The 13,693-nt window shown below is 58.6% G+C and carries 23 protein-coding genes, 1 tRNA gene and 1 pseudogene; 1 reads left to right on the forward strand and 24 read right to left on the reverse strand.

What is annotated here, in order from left to right:
* Positions 1-58 precede the first annotated feature (58 nt).
* From ANT_RS10815 to ANT_RS10895, 19 genes and pseudogenes are all read right to left on the reverse strand, one after another.
* A complete protein-coding gene (locus ANT_RS10815) occupies positions 59-637 on the reverse strand; it encodes a hypothetical protein (RefSeq protein ID WP_013560565.1) in 579 nt (192 codons plus the stop codon).
* A complete protein-coding gene (locus ANT_RS10820) occupies positions 634-1,038 on the reverse strand; it encodes a GxxExxY protein (protein ID WP_013560566.1) in 405 nt (134 codons plus the stop codon). The genes ANT_RS10815 and ANT_RS10820 overlap by 4 nt, the downstream gene beginning before the upstream one ends.
* A complete protein-coding gene (locus ANT_RS10825) occupies positions 1,035-1,265 on the reverse strand; it encodes a hypothetical protein (RefSeq protein WP_013560567.1) in 231 nt (76 codons plus the stop codon). The genes ANT_RS10820 and ANT_RS10825 overlap by 4 nt, the downstream gene beginning before the upstream one ends.
* Before the next feature lie 4 nt (positions 1,266-1,269).
* Complete coding sequence (locus ANT_RS10830; protein ID WP_013560568.1) at positions 1,270-2,064, reverse strand: AAA family ATPase; 795 nt, start codon at positions 2,062-2,064, stop codon at positions 1,270-1,272.
* Entirely contained in the window at positions 2,036-2,251 is a 216-nt protein-coding gene (locus ANT_RS10835; RefSeq protein ID WP_013560569.1) for a hypothetical protein, read from the reverse strand. Before ANT_RS10835 ends, ANT_RS10830 begins: the two co-directional genes overlap by 29 nt.
* Positions 2,226-3,413, reverse strand: a complete 1,188-nt coding sequence (locus tag ANT_RS10840; RefSeq protein ID WP_013560570.1) for a helix-turn-helix domain-containing protein — start codon at positions 3,411-3,413, stop codon at positions 2,226-2,228. The genes ANT_RS10835 and ANT_RS10840 overlap by 26 nt, the downstream gene beginning before the upstream one ends.
* Entirely contained in the window at positions 3,410-3,637 is a 228-nt protein-coding gene (locus tag ANT_RS10845; RefSeq protein ID WP_013560571.1) for a hypothetical protein, read from the reverse strand. Before ANT_RS10845 ends, ANT_RS10840 begins: the two co-directional genes overlap by 4 nt.
* Entirely contained in the window at positions 3,634-4,062 is a 429-nt protein-coding gene (locus ANT_RS10850) for a hypothetical protein (protein WP_013560572.1), read from the reverse strand. The genes ANT_RS10845 and ANT_RS10850 overlap by 4 nt, the downstream gene beginning before the upstream one ends.
* Positions 4,063-4,065: 3 nt before the next feature.
* On the reverse strand, positions 4,066-4,878 hold the full coding sequence (locus ANT_RS10855; protein WP_049784891.1) for a ParA family protein: 813 nt from the start codon (positions 4,876-4,878) through the stop codon (positions 4,066-4,068).
* The gene (locus ANT_RS18050; protein WP_013560574.1) at positions 4,875-5,588 is read right to left on the reverse strand and encodes a ParA family protein; all 714 of its coding nucleotides are present in this window, start codon (positions 5,586-5,588) and stop codon (positions 4,875-4,877) included. The genes ANT_RS10855 and ANT_RS18050 overlap by 4 nt, the downstream gene beginning before the upstream one ends.
* Entirely contained in the window at positions 5,585-5,863 is a 279-nt protein-coding gene (locus ANT_RS17405) for a hypothetical protein (RefSeq protein ID WP_013560575.1), read from the reverse strand. The genes ANT_RS18050 and ANT_RS17405 overlap by 4 nt, the downstream gene beginning before the upstream one ends.
* Positions 5,864-5,885: 22 nt before the next feature.
* Positions 5,886-6,077: pseudogene (locus tag ANT_RS18170) on the reverse strand (hypothetical protein); the annotation flags it as partial.
* Positions 6,078-6,086: 9 nt separating this feature from the next.
* Positions 6,087-7,412, reverse strand: coding sequence for an FtsK/SpoIIIE domain-containing protein (locus ANT_RS10870; protein ID WP_013560576.1), 1,326 nt, complete (start codon positions 7,410-7,412; stop codon positions 6,087-6,089).
* Positions 7,409-8,353 (reverse strand): hypothetical protein, encoded by a 945-nt coding sequence (locus ANT_RS10875; protein ID WP_172634619.1) that lies wholly within the window; start codon positions 8,351-8,353, stop codon positions 7,409-7,411. The genes ANT_RS10870 and ANT_RS10875 overlap by 4 nt, the downstream gene beginning before the upstream one ends.
* Before the next feature lie 58 nt (positions 8,354-8,411).
* Positions 8,412-8,894, reverse strand: coding sequence for a hypothetical protein (locus ANT_RS10880; protein WP_013560578.1), 483 nt, complete (start codon positions 8,892-8,894; stop codon positions 8,412-8,414).
* A complete protein-coding gene (locus ANT_RS17575; protein WP_172634620.1) occupies positions 8,815-9,144 on the reverse strand; it encodes a hypothetical protein in 330 nt (109 codons plus the stop codon). Before ANT_RS17575 ends, ANT_RS10880 begins: the two co-directional genes overlap by 80 nt.
* Positions 9,141-9,359, reverse strand: a complete 219-nt coding sequence (locus tag ANT_RS10885) for a helix-turn-helix domain-containing protein (protein ID WP_013560579.1) — start codon at positions 9,357-9,359, stop codon at positions 9,141-9,143. The genes ANT_RS17575 and ANT_RS10885 overlap by 4 nt, the downstream gene beginning before the upstream one ends.
* A complete protein-coding gene (locus ANT_RS10890; protein WP_013560580.1) occupies positions 9,356-10,018 on the reverse strand; it encodes a hypothetical protein in 663 nt (220 codons plus the stop codon). The genes ANT_RS10885 and ANT_RS10890 overlap by 4 nt, the downstream gene beginning before the upstream one ends.
* Before the next feature lie 15 nt (positions 10,019-10,033).
* On the reverse strand, positions 10,034-10,477 hold the full coding sequence (locus ANT_RS10895; RefSeq protein ID WP_155818121.1) for a hypothetical protein: 444 nt from the start codon (positions 10,475-10,477) through the stop codon (positions 10,034-10,036).
* A 22-nt stretch (positions 10,478-10,499) separates the two neighbouring features.
* Between ANT_RS10895 and ANT_RS10900 the strand changes: the two genes are divergently transcribed.
* On the forward strand, positions 10,500-10,901 hold the full coding sequence (locus tag ANT_RS10900) for a metalloprotease family protein (protein ID WP_155818123.1): 402 nt from the start codon (positions 10,500-10,502) through the stop codon (positions 10,899-10,901).
* On the opposite strand, the gene ANT_RS17410 is transcribed toward ANT_RS10900, so the two are convergent.
* From ANT_RS17410 to ANT_RS10920, 5 genes are all read right to left on the reverse strand, one after another.
* Positions 10,896-11,153 (reverse strand): hypothetical protein, encoded by a 258-nt coding sequence (locus ANT_RS17410; protein WP_013560583.1) that lies wholly within the window; start codon positions 11,151-11,153, stop codon positions 10,896-10,898. The genes ANT_RS10900 and ANT_RS17410 overlap by 6 nt on opposite strands.
* 18 nt (positions 11,154-11,171) lie before the next feature.
* A complete protein-coding gene (locus tag ANT_RS10905; RefSeq protein ID WP_013560584.1) occupies positions 11,172-11,513 on the reverse strand; it encodes a single-stranded DNA-binding protein in 342 nt (113 codons plus the stop codon).
* Between the two features lie 2 nt (positions 11,514-11,515).
* A complete protein-coding gene (locus tag ANT_RS10910) occupies positions 11,516-12,031 on the reverse strand; it encodes a nucleotidyltransferase family protein (RefSeq protein WP_013560585.1) in 516 nt (171 codons plus the stop codon).
* A gap of 2 nt (positions 12,032-12,033) precedes the next feature.
* A tRNA-Leu gene (locus ANT_RS10915) sits at positions 12,034-12,106 on the reverse strand.
* A 1,115-nt stretch (positions 12,107-13,221) separates the two neighbouring features.
* The gene (locus ANT_RS10920; protein ID WP_013560586.1) at positions 13,222-13,692 is read right to left on the reverse strand and encodes a hypothetical protein; all 471 of its coding nucleotides are present in this window, start codon (positions 13,690-13,692) and stop codon (positions 13,222-13,224) included.
* Between the last annotated feature and the right edge of the window lies 1 nt (position 13,693).

Genomic DNA, 13,693 nt, shown 5'->3' on the forward strand with positions numbered 1-13,693 from the left:
TTTTGCATAATTCCATGCGCCTGCCCGCTCCCTCACGGCGGACTCACCGTCCCGCCCCCTAACCCTCTGGCGCTGCGCGCCGAGGGGCGGGGGGCGTGGACGTCAGGCCGCCCCATGCGCCAGCAGGCGCTCCATGCCCCAAAGCCGTCAGGCTGAGGGGCTCCCGCGCTTCCCGTGCCTCCCGCACGATGCGGTACATCAGCACCCGATCCGCTTCCCGAATCTCCTCCCAGCCGTACACAATCTCCCGCAGCCGGTGATCCACCAGCAGCCGCAGCAGTCCCGCTTCGGGTGTCGAGAGCACGGTCACGTGCTTCACGTTCACCACCCCATCTACCAGACGCCCTTCCACCGCCACGAAAGGTTTGCCATCCAGGTGCACCACCTCCACAGCCATCCCGTTCAGGCTCACCAGCGCACTCCCCCCTTCCGGACGAAACTTGCGCAGCATCTCCAGCAGCCCAAATGCCGGTTTGTCCGCCAGCACCACCCGATGACGCAACAATCCGCTGGTATCCGTCCACAGCCACCCGTACAGCACCGGCGTGGTCAGGCTGCTGTCTCTGTCCAGCGAGACCTCCTCCGCCCGCTCGATTTCCAGATACCCCTGCAGGGTCACCCGGTTGGCAAAGTTCATCCCTCTCGCTCCTTGCGCGCGATTGTCACCCGCCGAAATTCCAGCCGTGCACCGCCAAAGCCCACCAGCAGCCCAACCGCTTCACCGTCATACGCCCGCAGGTAACGGCGTACCTGGTCGAAATCCGCCTGTTCGAAACGCTCCGCCGCTTTGCATTCTACCAGCACGGCACACCCGAACCAGCGCACCAGCAGGTCGGGGACGACCTCGCCCACCACCTGCCCGGCATAGCGCACTTTCAGGCGCGGCTGACTCAAAACCTCGTAACCGCTCTGCCGCAGTTCGTGCAGCAGCGCCCGGTGATACACCAGTTCGCTGTGACCGCTGCCCAGCGCCCGCTGTACCCGCCGGGCATGACGGATCACTTTGTCGGATAACTGCGCCAGCTGCTTTTCGCTCACCGTTCACCTCTCCGCCGGTTGAGCTCCCGTTCCAGCGCCGTGACCACGATCTGACGTGCCTGTTTGCGTCCGGCGTCCACCGCCGCCTGCACTGCTGTTTGCAGGTCGCGGGCAAGCGGGTCTTTCTCGTCCAGCAGGGCCGCTTCCAGTGCGGCATCGTCCACCCCTGCTACCAGTTCGGTCACCAGTTCACCACCCAGCTGCTCTTGCAGTTCGTGTTTGTCCATCGGTTCACCACTTCAGTTTGAGTTCCCGTGTCCGGGTGCGAATATCCTGCCCGTTCAGACGGTACACCCGCCCTACCCGCTGGTCTCTGAAGCGGCTCATCAGGTAATCGTCCATCGGTTCACTGTTGGACGCCACCAGAGTCAGCCCTCTGCCTTCCACCGCCAGACGATAACGGGCGTCCATCAGCATGTGGATCCGCTCCCTTGCCCACGGGGTGGAATTCGCCTTGTCGAATTCGTCCAGCGCCAGTATGTCCAGATTTTGCCACCAGATAAAGCGTTCTTCCAGTTCCTCTCCCGCATTGGGCATATCGTAAGCACGGCGTAAGTCGTCCAGGGTGTAGGCCAGGTTCGCGTAAGCCCCCGTAATCCCACTGGAAACTGCCACCGCTACCACCGTTCTCAGGAACAGGCTCTTGCCGATCCCCGGCGTTCCCACGATCAGCACGAATGCACCTTTCGGCGTTTTGGACGCCCGTGAGAGCACCAGCGGCTTGATGTCCACCACGACCTGGGTGATCGGCGATACCGGACGAATGTTTTCGAAAGACAACTCAAAATCCCGTTCGGTGATCCCGATCCGCGGATCGGCTTTCATCCGCTGGATGTCCAGCGCCGCCGCATTCGGACAGCGTTCGATTTTGCCAAAGCGCGGATCGCCCAGCGGCACCTCAGCCCGCACATAACCAATCCCGCCGCAGACCGGGCAGTTCGACACGCAGTTGTCGTACTGTATGCGCGTGTCCCGATGTGCACCATCCGTCGGTACTTCAGGCAGGCATTCCTGTATCCGCTTCATGGATCACCTCCTGCTGTCGTTTGTAGTGTTCAGCCCTGCGTCTGCAGGCGCTCGCCGTTGACAACAAACCGTAAAATTCATACCCGTCCGCCAGCATCTCCCACAGGCGGGCATCGCAATAGCGCTCCGCTTCCCGGCGTAATTCGTCCAGGCGCTCCAGATCAAACACCAAAACCGAATTCTGCATCCAGATCGATCCCTTCTCCGACTTCCAGTCGGCGTTTGATCTCCTCAACCGGCACTTCCACATGCCAGGCTAACATGCGGAACGTGTCTTCGTCCGTTGCCCCTCTCGCTTCCAGCAGCGGCCACAGTTCCAGCAGTTTCTCCAGCCTCTCGATGTCGAACGAGTACACCAGCGCATCACTCCCCCAGCCAAACCGTTTGCGAGTCTCCTGCAGGACCCTGTCGCGGCGCTCTTCGACAGCCTTTTGCCCGTTGCCGTTGCCCCTCGCCCCTCGCCTTGGCGGCGGCACCTTACCCGCCGCTGCCCACTCCGTCAGCCAGCACAGGTTGGTCGGCGCAATATTGCGCCGGTCGGCTTCTTCGGCGTACCGGCGCAGTTCCCCGGCGGCACGCTCGTAGTCCCCGTTGTGTTTGTCCAGCGTCTGATTCAAAACCTGTAAGGCGTCTTCGTACCAGCGCGTGCGAGGGATCATCAGGTGGCTCGGCCGCACCATCCGGTATAACTTCTCGGCACGGTTCAGAAGGTCGTCCGTCGGGTTTGGAGGAGGAGGTGGTGGTGGTGGTGTACCCGTTTCCGCTACGTCAACGGGGTCATTAACACCACCACCACCGTTAACTGGAGCGTTAATTGGAGCGTTAATATGGGACGTTAAGCGTTCACCCTTAAGGGTGTACGGGGGGTTCACTTCTGGGGTGTACCCCCCGTTCACTTCTGAGGTGTACCCCCCGTTCACTTCTGGGGTGTACGGGGGGTTTCCCCCACGGAAACGGGGGGGTGACTCTTTTGTGGTCTTTTTCGCTCCGGCACCCGGCTCATCCGGTTCGTAGTCAAAGCGAATTTGCAGCATACTCGAACGCTGCGCTCCGCTGACCTCATCGAAACGATGGTGAATGTTGAGATACCCGCGCTCCACCAGCTCAGTGATGTGTTTGGCTATGGCGGACTTACTCAATCCGCGAATCTGCGCAAGGGTGGCGTAACTCGGATAACACCAGCCGTTCCGGTCTCCAAACATGCCTAACGCTGCCAGAGTGCGAAAGGCTCCGTCGGATAATTCCGGATCCGATACCGCCCGCGCAGGTATCACGCTCAATCGTTGGTTGCCCATCATCTCTTGTTGCATACAAACCTCTCCCAGAACCGATTTTTTCGAATGTCTCAATTTGCCTCAAAAACGCCCTGAAACAGGGCTTTTTTTCGCAAAGGCCTTATCATAGCCATGCCCTCAAAATAGACGCCTTGTAGGGCTTCTATTTGTCTCAAACGCTGGCGTAATCGCTGGCGCTTTACGTCGGCGTTATCGCTGGCGTAAACGCTGGCGTAATGCGCTGGCGTAAACGCTGGCGTTCGGACAGGATTTGTTGAATTTTCTCGGACGGCTTTCATTTCCCACTGCAAAAACGGCTAATTTCGCTCTTGTCGATCGCTTCAGGATTTTCCAACAACCCTTCATATCGCGGGGAGCGTGAGATTTTTCTTACCCACCCCAGATTGATTTTCCCTTCCAGCACATCCCTCAACCCGGCAGTCAACAGGTGGGCCGCCACATTCGACTTCGGCACTCCATACTTCCGGGCAATCTGCTCGACTGCCTCGATCAACCACGCGGGCAGGTCGTAGGTCTCTTTGGTGCGCGCCCGATCTTTCTCCGCTTTGCGCCGCTGCGCCGGGGTCATCTCTTTGACCCGGGCTATTCGCCCGTAAATGCTCCCGCGTTTTGCCGGAGTTCCCAACGCATTTTCTACCGCCGGGTCCAAATCTTCCACTGGCGGCTCTATGGATATTGCCTGCCTCTCTTTTCGTACACTCATCCCTCACCTCACAATGTCATGCAGGATTTCAGCAATATGCAGATATCCCCCCACTTTTCCCGAACTGTTGCACTGCTTTTCTCCATTGCCGGGATACCCGGATGCCCCCTGACACGCAGGGGCGTATTCCCAAATCGTTTGTCCGTGAGAACTTGCCTCGCGCAGCCTGGTGTCGCGGGGAATCGGGGGCAAGATGTAGTTTTCCCCCAGAGACTGTTGAAGCGATTGAAGATTGTTCAGGGTTTCATTGGTAAGTTTGTCAAAGAGCGTTGGCAACACACCCACAAGAACCGGCGGCGTGACCCCGGGATACCGTTTCAGGTTTCGCACGGTTTTCAAAATCTGCCCTACCCCGTTCAGGGCATAAAAGTCCATGTTGGCAGGCACGATGAGAAAGTCGCTTGCAACCAGCGCCAGCACATGCAGGACATCCGCTCCCGGTGGGGTATCCAGAAAAATCAGGTCATATCTTTCCCGCGCTTCTTCCAGTGCGGTATCCAGAATGTATTCGCGGAAATTGGCCTGCTTTACATGCTCTTTGGCAAGTTCTCCGGTGTGGTCGTTGGGAATGATGTCCAGATTCTCCCGCGCCTTGACGGTCACATTTGAGACTTCCTCCTCATGCACCAGAAAGCGATACAGGTGATCCCCTCCGGGTAACCTCAACCCCGGCGCAATGTGCCCCTGTCCATCCAGATCAAGCACAAGCACCCGCCTGCCATGCAGGGCAAACCAGTGCGCCAGATTGATTACGGTAGTGGTTTTTCCAACGCCCCCTTTCTGGTTGGCGACTGCAATCACGCGCGCTTTCTTCATCTCCCTTGACATCCTTCTTTCTCCAGCCACATACAAAGGTTGTGATATTCCACCATCACCCGGGCTACCCGCGGTGTCTCGAAGGCCGTGCGCCTCTGCCTCATGCGCTCGTTCCTGGTCAGCAGGACAACGCCGTCCGCTCTTTCTCCAATGGCCGTCAGACGTTCCACATCTCCAACCCTTTCCACCTGCCCCACCAGGTAAAACCGTCCCTGCCAGCCCCCTCTGCGCAGCTCCATACATTCACCCAGGGTCCAGTTTGTGCTGTCCAGGGGAGTTCCCCCGTCATGCGGTATCAAAACCACATCCGAAAGCCCAAGCAGCGCTTCTTCAACCTTCCATTCGTACCGGTATCCGTCTACCACCACCACATCTCCCCCCAAGGCGTCGAACCGCTCTCGCCGTACCGCTTCAGGGGTCAAAACCTCCATCTTGCCGCTCATCAATTCCTCTACGCCCGGCTGGTACCCCGTCAGCACATACAATCCCCCAACGCGGGTGCCGTAACGGGGTACTTCTTCTCCCTTCAGCCAGCGCTGCGCCGAGCCGTCCGCCGGAAGGCGAAACCATTGGTGGCAGTACGGCGGTTCCGCCAGGTCCATCAGGGTTACCGCCTTGCCTGACCGCGCCAGACCGTGTGCCAGGTTGACCGCCAGAGTGGTCTTCCCCACCCCGCCTTTCTGGTTGTAGATCGTCACGATTTTCGTCATCCTTCCACCTCTCCAAACAAACTCAACTGTGCCTGCGGAACCGTCTGCTCTTCCTCATGCGTCAGCCACACGTCCCGGGGAAGAATCGGACGCAAGACTTCAATCTCCAGATCGGGAATTTCCCGCACCAGGTGCAGCAACTCCTCCGGCGCTTTCTCGCTCACCCGTGCCCGCCGCGGTCGCTCGCCAAACTTCATCTGGTACAGCTGCATTGCAGCCTCCAGATCGCTCCTGTCTTCGATGCGGTACACCCGCCATTTCACCGTGTCTTTCATACCCTCCTCCATCCAACCAGCAAATTCTCGACTTGCCACTGTGTCCATGGACGGCTATCAGGTCTTCCATCTTCGTGTACACATTCAGCCCATACGGCTCCCGCAGCCAGTGCATGGCAACCATCCCGTCGCTGAACTCCACCCCCTCTGCCACCACTCCGGTTCCCGACACACCTGACACATCCACATCTCGTATCAGTAAAAACAGCCGCATGTCCCTCTCCTATGCCTCGATTAGGTTGGAGTGGTTGGAGCAGGCTGGAGAGGTTGGTGGGTTGGAGAGCCATTCCCGCATTTTCTCCGTAACCACGAAGGCGTTGTCCTCCTGCGGCTCTTTCACAACCCAGCCACGCATTGCCCATGCCTCCAGGTTCTTGCGTGCCTGCCATTCGCTCATGCCGCTCCATGCCATGAGGTTACTCCGCGAAAGCCGCCCTCCGGCTTTCAATGCCTGGAGAAACCATCCCCGTTCCGCTTCGCTCACAGGCACTTGTAGCCCTTCCTTTCCCTGCTCCAAACGCCCGGCATCCAGATAATATGTCTGCACCGGACCCCACCGATCCGTTATCGCCAATCCCGGGCGATCCACCGGTATGCGCTCAGCCCCTCGACAGCCCATGTGGGTCGCCAGGTATGCACTTCGTACACGGAAGCACACTGCCATTCCTACCTGATCTCTCACCGGTCCCAGCAATTCCTTGGTAAATTCCTGCGCGGCAAACACGAAATGCACCCCGTATTTCCGTCCCCGCCAGCCCAGGTTCGCCAGTGCTTCCCCCAATTCGCCCCGTCCCCTTCCCATGGCGCTCAGCACCGCACTGGCTTCATCCAATATCACCAGAATTCGGGGTAGTGCTTCTCCCCCTTCCGTTTGGATCCGCTCATTGTATTGCTTCAGGTTTTGCGGATGTCCCGGCGCTTCACGCAGTAGTTTTGCCCGGCGCTCGCACTCCGCCAGTGCCTGCTCCACCCGCTCTAGCGCCCCTGCAGGTGTCTCCGCCACCGGTGCAAGCAGTCCCGGATGGTCAGCCAGCATCCCAAAGGTCACCCCCTCGATGTCCGAAAGGAGTAGCCTCAAACCGTCTCTCAGGCCCTGCCACACCAGGGACTGTAAAAAGACCGATTTCCCCGATCCCGTTGCTCCCAGCACTGCCAAGTGCTGCAAGTCTTCCCATGCCAGGCTCAATCCCCGTCCGCTTACGCCTACCCCAACTGCAAACTGCCCGCTCGGAACATCCGGCGGGAGTTCTACCCGCCGGGGCATTTGAGGCAGCGGTGAGAGCAGCAGGACATATCGCAACCCCTTAACCTGGGACAGATACACCGGCACTCCCATCTCCAGCCGCAGGTGACTCAGTACTTCCGGAGTCGTGTAGCGTTCCGGGTAGTTCACCCCACCCAAATCCACTTCCGCAATCAGCATCTTCAATCCATTCACTTCACTGAGCAGAAATTGGCGAATCGGGGCTTTCAGTCCCCGTCGGGTCAGCACCCCAGGCAGTCGGTAGGCAAGCGTCTCCGCTACTCTCTGCTCCCGATGCGTGATCATTTCTCCTCCACCGCTTCCTGATAGATTCCGTTCACCACTTCTCCCAGCAGTGGACGCACATCCTGCTCCGCTACCACGCGGATATCCGGTATCGGGGAAGAGGCTTCCGCCATCGTCTGCGCCAGCCGCTCCGCTTTGCCCTTCTGTCCGCCTGCCACCAGCGCGCGAATGGCGCTCACCTTCTGGTCGTTCTCCGTCACCCGCAGCTGCCCCGCATCCAGTCTGGGGGGATTACGGGGGTCCAGCACCGCTCCGGGGGAGCGGTCGGGCACCACCACCTTCCCGTCCTGCACCAGCACCAGTTTGCCGTCCGCCAGTTGCGTCAGCACCCGGTTGCGCTGGTACAGCCACAATCCGTACAGGCTCATCACCACCACCAGCGCCAGCAGGACGAACGGCAGCGCCGCCCAGGCGTACTTGGCGTAGTCCTGCTGGACTGTGCGGATCTGCTCTTGCCGCAGGGCTTCCTGCGCAATGCCCGCCTGTGCCGCCTGCGCCGTCGCCAGAGCCGCGGCATTGGCGGCGTCCACCGTCGCCTGACGCAGCAGAGCCACCTGCGTGGCGGTGGCTTCGGACTGCGCCGCCGTCTGGGTCATCTGCCAGGACTGCGCGGTCTGTTGGGCTTGCAGGGCGCTCTGCGTCTGCTGGACGATCCACGCCCGTTCGGTGGCGGTTTGTTGTGCCTGGACGGTGGCGTTCCAGGCGGTCTGTGTCTCCCGCTGCGATATGGCGGTTGCTTCCGCAATCACGGCTTCCATGGTGGCGGTGCGCAGCAGGCGGTAGTATTCCGCCGTGGCTTCCGCCTGCCGGGCGGCGGCTTCCGCCTTGACCTGCTCGGCTTCCAGCGCCTGCGCGGTCATGCGGGCGTACTCCGCCCGCTGGGTCGCCTGTTCCGCCTGCCGTTGCAGGTACAGCGCCTGTGCGGTCGGGTCCAGCGGCACGGATTCGCCGCTGCATGCCGTCAGCAGGATGGTCACAAACACCACGATCGTGATTGCCTTACCAGAGCGGTTCATCGTCTTCATCCTCCTCCGGGTGCGGCAGGTACGCCGCTTCCCGTTGAGGTAGTGAGGGGCGCACGGGAGAGGTGTTCATCTGGCGCAGATAGCGCAGGAGTTCCAGCTGCACCAGCTGCTGCAGAGGGTCTCCCTGCGGCAGGGCAACCGGACGGGGGGCGTCATCCACCCGTCCCCAGCGGGCGTTGGGTCCCGGCAGCCATTTGCCCGTCCTCTGCTGTTTCTGGCGGGTGTACACCAGATACGCCAGCACAATCAGGACTGCCAGCAGGGTGAAGCCGGTCGCCACCACCAGCGCCGTCAGCAGGGCGGAGTTGACCGCCTGCCCGGCGGCGGCAATCTGCGCCGCCCGCGCCGCTTCGATGGCTGCCTGCGCCTGAAGGGCGTCAGCGTGGGCTGACATGGACACGGCTACCGCGATTGCCAGAATGCCCAGAAACGCCAGAAGAATCAGAAAGACTGCCACGTTTTCCCTCCAGTTTCACCACTCTACCCCGCCGGATCACCACTCGCTCGCCGGTCTTGATGTGCTCGAACACCGTCCCGCTCGGCCAGGGACAGGGAATACTTTGCGCTTCCCGATCCGTTCCCGGGGGAACGATGTCCGCCCAGCGAAAATGAGCGCCGTAAAAGATCCCGGGGTCGTCCCCTGTCCGGGTCGGGTCCACCACCACTTTCCAGTGGTATCCCTGCGGGGGTATCCAGTGTCTGCTCATGCTTCCTCCCGCAGCAATGCCAAAACCGCTTCTTCCCAATCGGGAAAGGTGCGCAAAATGCGCCGCAGAACTGCCAACGTCAGCCGCCGCCTGCCGCTGCGTAACTGTGACCACAGCGGACGGCTGATCCCCAGCAGGCGCGCAAAGGCTTCGTCTGTCATCCCCAGTTCCTTCCGTCGAGTTTCCAGTTGCTCGATGATGGCTTGTCCGTTCATTTTTTATCCGTTACAATTGCAACATCCAGATAATTCCTTGCGGCTGTCGCCATCGTTCCTGCGGCAATGATCAATGCCAGCCGTTGAGATTCTTCAATCCCGATTTTCCCTTTGACCGCTGCCGCGCACCCGATGATGACCGCGATCATGCTGATGAATACGGTGTTTATCCAGGCGCTCTTTGGACTGGTTTCTTCCAGATTGACCGATAGAGATGATAACCAGCCCAGAATTGCGGCTGTGCCGATCATGTTCCAACCGGCAGTACCCTGAAAAATGTTTTCACCAATGAGGAGGATGCTGATGAGCAAAAATATTGACAACAGGCACAACATCAAAACGCGTCCCGCCTGGCGGATTTTGTGTCTCATATGGTTGTCAGTGTTATTTGCTTCAATAGCCTGGCTTTGGTTCGGGTGGCTGTTGGGCTTACCTTTCCCCCCTCCTCCGTCCGAACACGACTTTATATATTTGACTGCAGTTGGAATCTGGTTCATTCTGTTTGGTTGTCTCAAAGGTATGCGCGCTGTCCACGAAGGACTGCATGCAATTGCCGCCCACTGGTTCGGGGCAGAAGGCATCTCGGCAAAAGGTACGAATGTATTCGTCCGCTGCTCTTCCAAAAGATCATGGATCGCCAATGCCTTGTTCCCGCTCATACTGCCTTTGTCCCTTTACTTTCTTCTCGTAGTTTTCAATTGGCGTTGTGCCCTGACCCTTGCAACCTCCAGATATACAGCCAGCATTGTGGTTACGGTGTGGAATAACCAGACCAGCGCAAACAAGACGGTTTCAGACGGTAAACCTCGTGGAATCACCCATGCGAGCAAAAAAGTGGTTTGCGCCATTCCAGCCTTGAGCATGCCCTCTCCTGGATCACGCTCTACTATGTTTCCTCCCAGACCGGCCATCCACCCCAACATTATCGGCAGCAGCCATTCGCTGCCTTTTTCTCCCGTCTTGCCAATATAAGCCAACGAAAGGATCACACATAGAATGACCAGAAGCCAGAACCCCGATAATCTCCAGAATCGTCCTGCCTGGAAACTTTTTGTTCGGCTCTTCTTTTGGCTGACTTTACTGCCCGCTGGCTCGTGGTTGATCGTTTCTTCTTTCATTGACCCTGCTCATCGAAATTTTTTGTTTTTCTGGCGCTTTTTGATCACCCTGGCGCTTTTTGGATTGCTCTTTCACTTCCGTGTGTTTCGCGCTGTCCACGAGGGACTGCACGCAATTGCCGCCCACTGGTCTGCGGTACCGCCTTCTTTCATCACTGCCAGAGACACCTATGTTTTTGTAAAAATCACCGATAAGAAATCCTGGTATAAAATCACCCTTTACCCGCTCCTTTTCCCGATTGCTGTATTCTTGCTTTTCATACCCTGGAACTGGGAAATCGGTCTCTATCTTGCCTGCATTCTTGCGGCGGGTTCCTGTCAGGATTTGGCTAACCTTGTAATGGTTAGCCGCACCCCTGGTAACTGGGTCTCCGATACCGCTGAAGGTCTTTTCGTCTACAATACACCTCCGCCGGTCTCATAACCTCATTCCCAGTCGCCGAGCCAGATCCTCCCACAGCGGGTCTTCCGCCGGAAGCCGTTCCAGCCGGTACAGCAGCTCGAACTTGCGCTCTTCCTGCTCGCGCCTCTCGGCTTCAAACGCCAGTAACTCGTCCAGTTCGTCCGGGGTCAGTTCGTCCATGTTCCACGCTCCGCCCTTCTGACATGCCGTCAGTTCGGGGTGAGAAGTTGTGCGCCGGTTACGCTCTCCGGCCTGGCGTGTGAGGGGATACACCGCCAGCGCAAACCACCGCTAAAACGGCATTTCGCCGCCGTGATCCTCACCTGCTTCACCCTTGCCGCCGCCCAAAAACTGCACCACCTGGGCGGTGACTTTGAGGGCTGCGCCTGCTTCGCCGTTCTTGCGGGTAAAGGCTTCGATGGTGGGAATGCCGCGCACGAACACCTGCCGTCCTTTGGCAAGGTACTGGTGGCAGCGTTCGCCCAGTTCGCGCCAGGCGGTCACTTCCACCCAGACGGTTTCGTCCTTACGGGTGGAGACTGCCACCGGGAAGTTGACCACCAGCACGCCTTCGTTGGTGTAGCGCGCTTCCGGGTCTTTGCCTAAATTGCCGATGAGTTGGATTTCTAACATGCTCAATTCCTTTCCTGGGGTGGAATATGCGCCGCCCCGCACAGGGTGAGGAAATCAACCTCTTCCGGGGTGGGAACAATCTCTCCGGTATCGGCACGGTGGACCGCACCGTCCTTGATGACATACTCTTGCGGCAGGTAGCCGTAGGGCTTCGGCGTCACCAGTTTGCGGGAAAACTCCGCTCCCCCTGTCCGCAGGGCAAGGATGACGCCCCACTGTGCAGGCGGCAGTACGATGAACAAATCCAGGTTGACGCCCTCAGGCAAGGCGTACTGCTTGTACCGCCGCCCTGCCTTGTTCACCCACACGCCCGCCAGCATGGGGTCTTGATACCCGTTTTCGTTGCCGAACAGGTCAACGAACGGCTTGGGCAGCGCAACGATTTCGATGTCGCCCACTTCCGCTTTGCGCCGCCGAATGCTCCCGGCAATTTCCAGCCGGTCGCAAAACGGCATCAGACGCTCGGCGTACTGGCGAGCAATTTGTTCAGCAATTTCCAGCGGAATTTTCGCTTTCATAGAGCGGGAAGGGGGACTCGAACCACCACCGAAGGCGTCTTGTGCGCCCACGTTCTGCCTTTGAACTACTCCCGCACATTCCCCCTCCTCACCACCGCAGGGGGGTTGGTGCCTCTTGCGTTTCCGCAGGTACCCTCGTTCGGCAGACGCTGTTACGTCCGCCCACGCCGTGGTCGCGTGTGTGCGTGGTTTCGAATTCGCACCCCTCGCTCAACCTGTGCTACCTACACCGGTTGCCCGTGCCGTCCTGCCGCCCAGTCCATCCCCGTGCCACCACGGGATCGGATCGGCGCCGTCTCCCGCTTTCGCTGTCGGAGGGTGGTTAGCGCCGCTCGCCGCATTCACGGACAGGACAGTTGGCGGTTTACCCTCTACACCGCCAGGTCTTTGCCCTGCATTGCACAGGGCAGCCAGTCTTCCCCAGGGCGAGGGTCACTGGCTTGTTTTTATCCGATACTTTCTTGGGCTGTTTATCGGACACGCTTCCTAGCCTCGGAAGGCTTACCAGCCTGCCTGCCCCTACCCGTCTTTCCGGGATGCCACCTGCCTGTTTCCTGACGCCAGGTGCCTTGCACCTTGCGCACGGGTGCTCGACACCTGGGGACGCGCCAGGCTTCCCCTGTCCGTTGGTGGGCCAACGACCCAATGACAGGTTTGGCAGTCCAACCGGGTGGGAGTTGCACCCACCACGGGGGCGGGACAGTGCCCCCGCCTCTGCGCGGCTGGCTGAAAGGAGGTGAGAAAGGAGGATTTACCATGTCGTCGAGTTGGTAAGGTGCTTTGCCCGTCTCTCCGGGCTGCCACGTCCCATCCCACCTTTGCCGACGTTAGCATGGCAAATACCGGATTCAGGCGGGCAGGAATCGAACCTGCCACTACGCGCCAACCGCCTGAAGAGCCAACACCTGCAAAAAACACCCTGCCGGGTTTGGCAGGGTGTCCGTTCTCTCGTGATACAATAATCAGCGAGGTGAGCAGTCACAGCCTGCTTGCCTCACCGTGAGCGTGCTACCTACACGGCTCACGGAACGCCCCGGTCGGGCGCACAACGCCCTCCACCGGGGCGTTGTGTTTGAGGCAGTTGAATGTCGGTTTGGGAAGGTGCTATGATCATTCTAGTATTTTTATTCGAGGTTGTCAATACTTCGAATAAAATAAAACCAAAAAAAAGGCGGTAAAAAGCCGCCCTTTTATAAAGCAAGTGAATTAGATTTAGATTTATATTTATAAGGTAAGCCATCTTTGTCAAAAAGCCACTTTCCTTGCCCCTTACGCATCTCATAAATTTTCGCGCAATAGGCTACATCTTGTTCTTTTAGTACGACTTTTTTACCTTGTCGTCTAATAATCTTTACAATTTTTCTTGTTACCCATCCATGAAGTGTGGCAGGAGGTATACGATATTTACGAGCAGCTTCTCCAAACTCAATCTCTATGCTTTCTAGATGGCTATATTGCTGATACTCCGGCAAATCCTCTTTGCGGAGACCCTTTTCCTGGATTGCTTCACCTCTGACTTCTTCTTCACTCACGACCATTTCTCCCGCTACCACTCCCGCCCTGATTTTACCTTTCTCAATCAGTTGGCGCAAATGGGCTTCTTCCAGCCCGTACTTGCGGGCGGCTTCGGAAAGTGGTATAAATACAGGTAAGGTAGCCATG

Source organism: Anaerolinea thermophila UNI-1, from assembly GCF_000199675.1.
In the GTDB taxonomy this organism is placed as follows: Bacteria; Chloroflexota; Anaerolineae; order Anaerolineales; family Anaerolineaceae; genus Anaerolinea; species Anaerolinea thermophila.

Excerpts from the sequence above, each read along its gene's own strand:
- ANT_RS10815 (WP_013560565.1), bottom strand. The coding sequence starts at position 637 with ATGAACTTTGCCAACCGGGTGACCCTGCAGGGGTATCTGGAAATCGAG.
- ANT_RS10825 (WP_013560567.1), bottom strand. The coding sequence starts at position 1,265 with ATGGACAAACACGAACTGCAAGAGCAGCTGGGTGGTGAACTGGTGACC.
- ANT_RS10830 (WP_013560568.1), bottom strand. The coding sequence starts at position 2,064 with ATGAAGCGGATACAGGAATGCCTGCCTGAAGTACCGACGGATGGTGCA.
- ANT_RS10835 (WP_013560569.1), bottom strand. The coding sequence starts at position 2,251 with ATGCAGAATTCGGTTTTGGTGTTTGATCTGGAGCGCCTGGACGAATTA.
- ANT_RS10845 (WP_013560571.1), bottom strand. The coding sequence starts at position 3,637 with ATGAAAGCCGTCCGAGAAAATTCAACAAATCCTGTCCGAACGCCAGCG.
- ANT_RS10850 (WP_013560572.1), bottom strand. The coding sequence starts at position 4,062 with ATGAGTGTACGAAAAGAGAGGCAGGCAATATCCATAGAGCCGCCAGTG.
- ANT_RS10855 (WP_049784891.1), bottom strand. The coding sequence starts at position 4,878 with ATGAAGAAAGCGCGCGTGATTGCAGTCGCCAACCAGAAAGGGGGCGTT.
- ANT_RS18050 (WP_013560574.1), bottom strand. The coding sequence starts at position 5,588 with ATGACGAAAATCGTGACGATCTACAACCAGAAAGGCGGGGTGGGGAAG.
- ANT_RS17405 (WP_013560575.1), bottom strand. The coding sequence starts at position 5,863 with ATGAAAGACACGGTGAAATGGCGGGTGTACCGCATCGAAGACAGGAGC.
- ANT_RS10870 (WP_013560576.1), bottom strand. The coding sequence starts at position 7,412 with ATGATCACGCATCGGGAGCAGAGAGTAGCGGAGACGCTTGCCTACCGA.
- ANT_RS17575 (WP_172634620.1), bottom strand. The coding sequence starts at position 9,144 with ATGAGCAGACACTGGATACCCCCGCAGGGATACCACTGGAAAGTGGTG.
- ANT_RS10885 (WP_013560579.1), bottom strand. The coding sequence starts at position 9,359 with ATGAACGGACAAGCCATCATCGAGCAACTGGAAACTCGACGGAAGGAA.
- ANT_RS10890 (WP_013560580.1), bottom strand. The coding sequence starts at position 10,018 with ATGAGCGGGAACAAGGCATTGGCGATCCATGATCTTTTGGAAGAGCAG.
- ANT_RS10895 (WP_155818121.1), bottom strand. The coding sequence starts at position 10,477 with ATGAAAGAAGAAACGATCAACCACGAGCCAGCGGGCAGTAAAGTCAGC.
- ANT_RS10905 (WP_013560584.1), bottom strand. The coding sequence starts at position 11,513 with ATGTTAGAAATCCAACTCATCGGCAATTTAGGCAAAGACCCGGAAGCG.
- ANT_RS10910 (WP_013560585.1), bottom strand. The coding sequence starts at position 12,031 with ATGAAAGCGAAAATTCCGCTGGAAATTGCTGAACAAATTGCTCGCCAG.
- ANT_RS10920 (WP_013560586.1), bottom strand. The coding sequence starts at position 13,692 with ATGGCTACCTTACCTGTATTTATACCACTTTCCGAAGCCGCCCGCAAG.